A 5845-nucleotide genomic window follows, 5' to 3' on the forward strand; every position below is an offset into this window, starting at 1 on the left:
CAGGGTCACGGCCGGTTCGCCGGGCGGCACGCCGCAGCGCCGCTGGCCCACGTCGATTTCCACGAACACATCGATGCCCGCATCGCTGGCGGTGACGGCCATGGCCTCGGCCAGGCGCTCGATGCCTTCCTCGCTGTCCACCGCCAGGGCCAGGCGCCCGCCGCGCAGGCCGAGCTGGTGCGCCAGGCGCGCCACGCGCAGCAGCTTGGCGGCGGCGATGACCTGGTTGCTGATGTACAGGTCGTTCACGCCGGCGGCGGCCAGCGCCTCGGCTCGCTCACCTTCTGCACGCAGGCGCCCGTGGCACCGGCCTGCTGCAACAGCAGGGCGAGCTCGGCGCTCTTGTGCATCTTGGCATGGGGCCGCCAGCGCACCTGGTGCTTGCGCGCGAAGTCGGCCATGCGCTGGATGTTGCGCTCCATGGCGTCGAGATCGACGACGAGTGCGGGGGTGTCGATCAGGTCGACGCGCAGGCCGATGCTGGCGCGCAGGGATTCAGGAATGGGCTTCATCGCGCGTGGCGTCGTCCAGGTGCTGTGTGTCGGCCCAGCCGACCAGGGTGAGGCCGTCGCCGGTCCAGAGCAGGCGGTTGATGGCCGCGTTGGTGAGTTGCCAGGTGCGTGGGGCCTGCAGTTCCTGGCCGGTGGCGGCGCGGTACAGCACGTCCATCACGCCGCCGTGGGCGACCAGCACCACGAGTTCGCCGGGGTGGCGCTGCGCCAGCTGGTGGGTGGTGCCAAGGATGCGCTCGCGGAACACGATCAGCGACTCGCCCCCGTCGGGCACGAAGTGCGGATCGCGCTGGCGCCAACGGCGGGCCTCCTCGGGCATTTCGGTCTCGATCTCGGCGAAGGTGCGGCCCTGCAGCTGGCCGAAGCTGCGCTCGCGCAGGCCGGGCTCGGCGACCAGCGGTGCGCCCGTGGTGTCGGCCACCGCCTGCGCGGTGGCATGGGCGCGCTGCAGGTCGCTGGCATAGATGGCGGCCACGGGCTCGCCGGCCAGGGCCTCGCCCACGCGGCGCGCCTGCCACAGGCCGGTGTGGTTGAGCGGAATGTCCAGATGGCCCTGGATGCGCGTGTCCACGTTCCAGGCGGTTTCTCCGTGGCGGATGGCGATGATGCGGGTGGCGTGCATGGCGGCGAGTTCGTCGATCAGGGGGCAGGCGGCGCCAGGGTGGTGCGCACCTGGCGCGGGCCCGCGGGGGGCTGCGGGAAACCGGTCAGGGCGGCGTCGAACAGGATGCCGAAGATGGCCGGGTCGCTGGTCCAGACGTCCTCGTGCACGGCGGAGGTCTCGTACACGATCTGCTGCGTGGCGGCGTCGCGCAGCACCAGGCTGGCCTCGCGGCGGTAGAGCGTGGGGGGGCGGTCCATCATCCAGCTGCCGCCCATGCCCCAGCCCCAGCGGCCGCCATGGCCCCCATAGCCGAGGCCCCAGCCCCAGCGGGGGTAGAACGGGTCGCCATAGTAGGGCCAGTAGGCCGGCGTGGCATAGCTTGCCTGCGCGCCGACCTGCAGCACGAGCCGGGCATTGGCGTCGTCGCGCTGCAGCCCCACGCGCGCCAGCGACTGCTGGGCCATGGCTTCGATGGGGGCGAACGATGCGGCCTGGGCCTGCTGCGAGGGCAGGCGCTCCAGTCGGTAGGTGGGCGGTGAGGGCAGGGCCGCCAGCGTCGAGTAGCTGTGCACCGCGCTGTCCACGGTGCGGGTGACGGCGCAGCCGCCGAGCATCAGGGCGGCCGTGGCCAGGGTGATGGAGAAAGCGCAGCGCAGGGTCTTCATGGGTGTCTCCGGAAAGGGGCCGTCATGGTGCGGTCAGCGCTGGGGCGAGGCGATGGGGCGTTCAGGACAGCTGGACCACCTGCACGCCGGGCAATCCGGGGGCGGCAGGGAAATCCTCGCGGTCGAACGCCTTGTCTCCGTCTTCGCTGGCGATGCCCGTCGCCTTCAGACCCTTGAAGTCGTGCAGTGTTCCATCGAGCAGGTGCGACGGCACGACGTTCTGCAGCGCGTTGAACATGTTTTCCACACGGCCGGGGAATTTCCGGTCCCATTCGCGCAGCATCTCGCCCACCTGCTTGCGCTGCAGGTTCTCCTGGCTGCCGCACAGGTTGCAGGGAATGATGGGGAAGTCGCGGTGCGCGGCCCAGCGCGCGGTGTCCTTCTCGGCCACGTAGGCCAGCGGGCGGATCACCACGTGTTTGCCGTCGTCGCTCACCAGCTTCGGGGGCATGGACTTGAGCTTGCCGCCGAAGAACATGTTGAGCAGCAGCGTCTGCAAAATGTCATCGCGGTGGTGGCCCAGGGCGATCTTGGTGCAGCCCAGTTCGTCGGCCACGCGGTACAGGATGCCGCGGCGCAGCCGGCTGCACAGGCTGCAGGTGGTCTTGCCTTCGGGGATGAGGCGCTTGACGATGCTGTAGGTGTCTTCGTTCTCGATGTGGAACGGCACGCCCTGCGAGGCCAGGTACTCGGGCAGCACGTGCTCGGGAAACCCCGGCTGCTTCTGGTCGAGGTTCACCGCCACGAGGTCGAAGTGGATGGGCGCGCGCGCCTTGAGCTTGAGCAGGATGTCCAGCAGGGCGTAGCTGTCCTTGCCGCCGGACATGCACACCATGACCTTGTCGCCCTCCTCGATCATCTGGTAGTCCACGATGGCCTTGCCCACCTCGCGGCACAGGCGCTTTTCCAGCTTGTGGGTTTCGCGCTCGATCTTCAGGCGGGCCGGCGCCGCAGCGGCCTCGGCGCTTGCCGCTGCATCGGGCGTGCCGAGGGGCTCGGGGGCGTCGGCGGTCCAGCCGGGCGTGGGGTCGTTGAGGATGGCATTCATGGGGTTCACCACTGTCCTGTCTCGCTGCGGATGGCCACTTCGCAGTCGTCAAAAATTTCCAATTTGGCGATCTTCACGCGCACGCCCAGCACGCCGGGCAGCAGCATGAGCCGGGCGCTGAGCTTGCCGATCAGCGTCTCCAGCAGGTTCACGTGCTCGGCCGTGCACTCGTCGATGATGATCTGGCGCACCTTGCGGTAGTCCAGCACGTGCAGGATGTCGTCGTCGCTCGGGTGCAGGGGTTGCGTGCCCAGGTGCAGCTCGGCATCGACCTGGATGGGCTGCGGCGTGGTCATCTCGTGCGCGAGGATGCCCAGGTTGGCGTCGAAGCGCAAACCGGTGAGCGTGAGGATCTGGGTGCCTGCGGCGTTGTACATGGGATATGGGAAGGAAAGGGGGAGGGCGGAGCCGGGCTGCGCTCACATCATCGAAAAGTCGCGCTCGAACCGCATCAGGTGCTGGCCGCCATCCACCAGCAGCGTGGTGCCGGTGATGGAGCGGTTTTCCAGCGCGAACTTCACGGTGGCGGCCACGTCGGCGGGCGTGGAAGACCGGCCCAGCGGGCTCAGCGCGTGCAGCTGGCGGAATTTCTCGCCTTCCAGCAGGTGGCTGGTGAGGGTGAGGCCCGGCGCCACCCCCACCACCCGCACCCGGGGCGCGAGGGCCAGCGACAGCATGGTGCCGGCCGCCTCCAGCGCTGCCTTGGAGAGGGTGTAGCTCAGGAAGTCGGGGTTCTGGTTCCAGAGCTTCTGGTCGAGCAGGTTGACCACGGCGCCGTGGATTTCGCCCTGGTCGCCCTCATCGCCCGCAGCGGCTGCGGCCCGCTGTTCCAGATGCGCATGCAGGCCCTGGGCCAGCAGCACGGGCGCCGCGGTGTTGCTGCGCAGGTGCTGCTCCAGCGTGGCAAACCCGAAGCTGGCGGCATCGTCGTGCTCGAAAAGCGAGGCACTGTTGACCACCGCATCCACCGCGCCGAAATGCTGCACCACGCGGGGCAGCAGGCTGCGCACGGCGGCCTCGTTCTGGAAATCGGCATCGAAATGGGCGCTGGCGCAAGAAAATCGCCGGCATGCTGCTACGGTTTCAATAGCATCCTGCTCGGAATGCCGATAGTGGACGGCCACCTGCCAGCCGCCGGCGGCCAGCGCGAGCGCGATGTCGCGGCCCAGGCGCTTGGCGGCGCCGGTCACCAGCACGGTGCGAGGACGGGAGGGGGAGGGCATCGGGGACAATCGGGACCGTGACGACGACAGAACCCCCAAGTTTAACGACCGCCCTGGCGGCCCACATTGGCCAGGCCATTGCGCAGGCCGGCGGCTGGATCGGTTTCGACCGCTTCATGGCCCTGGCCCTGTACACGCCCGGCCTGGGCTACTACGCCAACGACTCCACCAAGTTCGGCCTGCTGCCCGGGTCGGGCAGCGACTTCGTGACCGCGCCCGAGCTGAGCCCCCTGTTCGGCCAGACCCTGGCCGTGCAGGTGGGAGAGGCCCTCGCACGGACCGGAACGCACGAGCTGTGGGAGTTCGGCGCGGGCTCCGGCGCCCTGGCGTTGCAGCTGCTCGATGCCCTGGGCGAACGGGTGCAGCGCTACACCATCGTCGATCTGTCCGGCAGTCTGCGCGTGCGCCAGCAGGCGCTGCTGTCCCCGCATGCGCACAAGGTGCGTTGGGTGGATGCGCTGCCCGACCGCTTTGCGGGCGTGGTGGTGGGCAACGAGGTGCTGGACGCCATGCCGGTGAAGCTGCTGGCCCGCCACGGCGGGCAGGCGGGCGGCGTGTGGCATGAACGCGGCGTGGTGCTGCAGGGCGATGCCTTCGCCTGGGCCGACCGCCCCACCGATCTGCGCCCACCGATCGAAGTGGAAGGCCCGCAGGACTACCTGACCGAGATCCACCCGCAGGGCGAGGGCTTCATCCGCACCCTGGCCGACCGGCTGGAGCGCGGCGCAGCCTTCCTGCTGGACTACGGGTTCGGCGAGGCGGAGTACTACCACCCCCAGCGCCACATGGGCACGGTGATGTGCCACCAGGGGCACCTGGCCGACAGCGATCCGCTGGTGGCGGTGGGCCGCAAGGACATCACCGCGCACGTCAACTTCACGGCCATGGCATTGGCCGCGCAGGACGCGGGCCTGCAGGTGCTGGGCTACACCACGCAGGCGCACTTTCTCATCAACTGCGGGTTGGCCCAGCGCATGGTGGAGCTGCCCCTGCTCGAACGCGCCACGGCCGCCAAGCTGGTCATGGAGCACGAGATGGGCGAGCTGTTCAAGGTGCTGGCCCTGGGCGCGGGCGAACCGTGGGAGCCCGTGGGCTTTTCGCAAGGGGACCGATCCCACCGGCTGTGATGCGCTGTGCCGCCCTGAGCCCTTCGGGTGGGCGCCACCGATGACAGGGTGGTGTCAATTCAGCCGCAGGCCGCTGGCCGCATCGAACAGGTGCGCCTGCGCCGCCACGGGCCGCAACTGAAGCGCGTCGCCCGGCCGCACGTCGATGCGGTCGCGGAACGCCGCCAGGATGTCGTGCCGGCCATCGAGCCGCAGCGCCACCTGGGTTTCCGAGCCCGTGGGCTCCACCACGACGACCTGGGCCGGCAGGCCCGCGCCGCTGGTGTCCAGCGCGAAGTGCTCGGGCCGGGCCCCGTACAGCACGCTGTCGCCATGGCGCCCGCGGGGCGGGCGGGCCAGGGGCAGGCGCAAGCCGTCGTCGGTGACCACGCTGGCGTCGCCGTCCAGATGCAACCGGCCGGGAATGAAATTCATGGCCGGCGAGCCGATGAACCCCGCCACGAACGCATTGGCCGGCCGGTCGTACAGATCGAGGGGCGCACCCACCTGCTCGATCACCCCGTCCTTGAGCACCACGATGCGGTCGGCCAGGGTCATGGCCTCCACCTGGTCGTGCGTGACGTACACCGTGGTGGTGCCCAGGCGCTGGTGCAGCGCCTTGATTTCGGTGCGCACCTGCACGCGCAGCTTGGCATCGAGGTTGGACAGCGGCTCGTCGAACAGGAA

General features: G+C 69.6%; 7 protein-coding genes and 1 pseudogene. 1 reads left to right on the top strand and 7 read right to left on the bottom strand.

What is annotated here, in order from left to right:
- The 6 genes and pseudogenes from AC27KI_RS17450 to AC27KI_RS17475 form a co-directional block, all read right to left on the bottom strand.
- A pseudogene (locus tag AC27KI_RS17450) lies at nucleotides 1–512 on the bottom strand (alanine racemase); the annotation flags it as partial.
- The gene (locus tag AC27KI_RS17455) at nucleotides 496–1134 is read right to left on the bottom strand and encodes a histidine phosphatase family protein (protein WP_284425884.1); all 639 of its coding nucleotides are present in this window, start codon (nucleotides 1132–1134) and stop codon (nucleotides 496–498) included. The gene AC27KI_RS17455 and the pseudogene AC27KI_RS17450, both read right to left, overlap by 17 nt.
- Nucleotides 1135–1151: 17 nt before the next feature.
- Nucleotides 1152–1781, bottom strand: a complete 630-nt coding sequence (locus AC27KI_RS17460) for a DUF4136 domain-containing protein (protein WP_487114962.1) — start codon at nucleotides 1779–1781, stop codon at nucleotides 1152–1154.
- A gap of 61 nt (nucleotides 1782–1842) precedes the next feature.
- Nucleotides 1843–2829, bottom strand: a complete 987-nt coding sequence (ttcA, locus tag AC27KI_RS17465) for a tRNA 2-thiocytidine(32) synthetase TtcA (protein ID WP_284429497.1) — start codon at nucleotides 2827–2829, stop codon at nucleotides 1843–1845.
- 5 nt (nucleotides 2830–2834) lie between these two features.
- Complete coding sequence (locus tag AC27KI_RS17470) at nucleotides 2835–3206, bottom strand: dihydroneopterin aldolase (RefSeq protein ID WP_284392946.1); 372 nt, start codon at nucleotides 3204–3206, stop codon at nucleotides 2835–2837.
- Nucleotides 3207–3248: 42 nt separating this feature from the next.
- Nucleotides 3249–4052 (bottom strand): SDR family oxidoreductase, encoded by an 804-nt coding sequence (locus AC27KI_RS17475; protein ID WP_487114965.1) that lies wholly within the window; start codon nucleotides 4050–4052, stop codon nucleotides 3249–3251.
- 8 nt (nucleotides 4053–4060) lie between these two features.
- On the opposite strand from AC27KI_RS17475, the gene AC27KI_RS17480 reads away from it, so the two are divergent.
- Nucleotides 4061–5179: a class I SAM-dependent methyltransferase gene (locus AC27KI_RS17480; RefSeq protein ID WP_487114969.1), complete on the top strand. Its 1119-nt coding sequence runs from the start codon at nucleotides 4061–4063 to the stop codon at nucleotides 5177–5179.
- A gap of 54 nt (nucleotides 5180–5233) precedes the next feature.
- Here AC27KI_RS17480 and AC27KI_RS17485 read toward each other — a convergent pair.
- Nucleotides 5234–5845 (bottom strand): ABC transporter ATP-binding protein (locus AC27KI_RS17485; protein ID WP_487114967.1); only part of this gene is annotated, 612 nt, incomplete at its 5' end.

Source organism: Acidovorax sp. KPB24-03 (assembly GCF_057546605.1).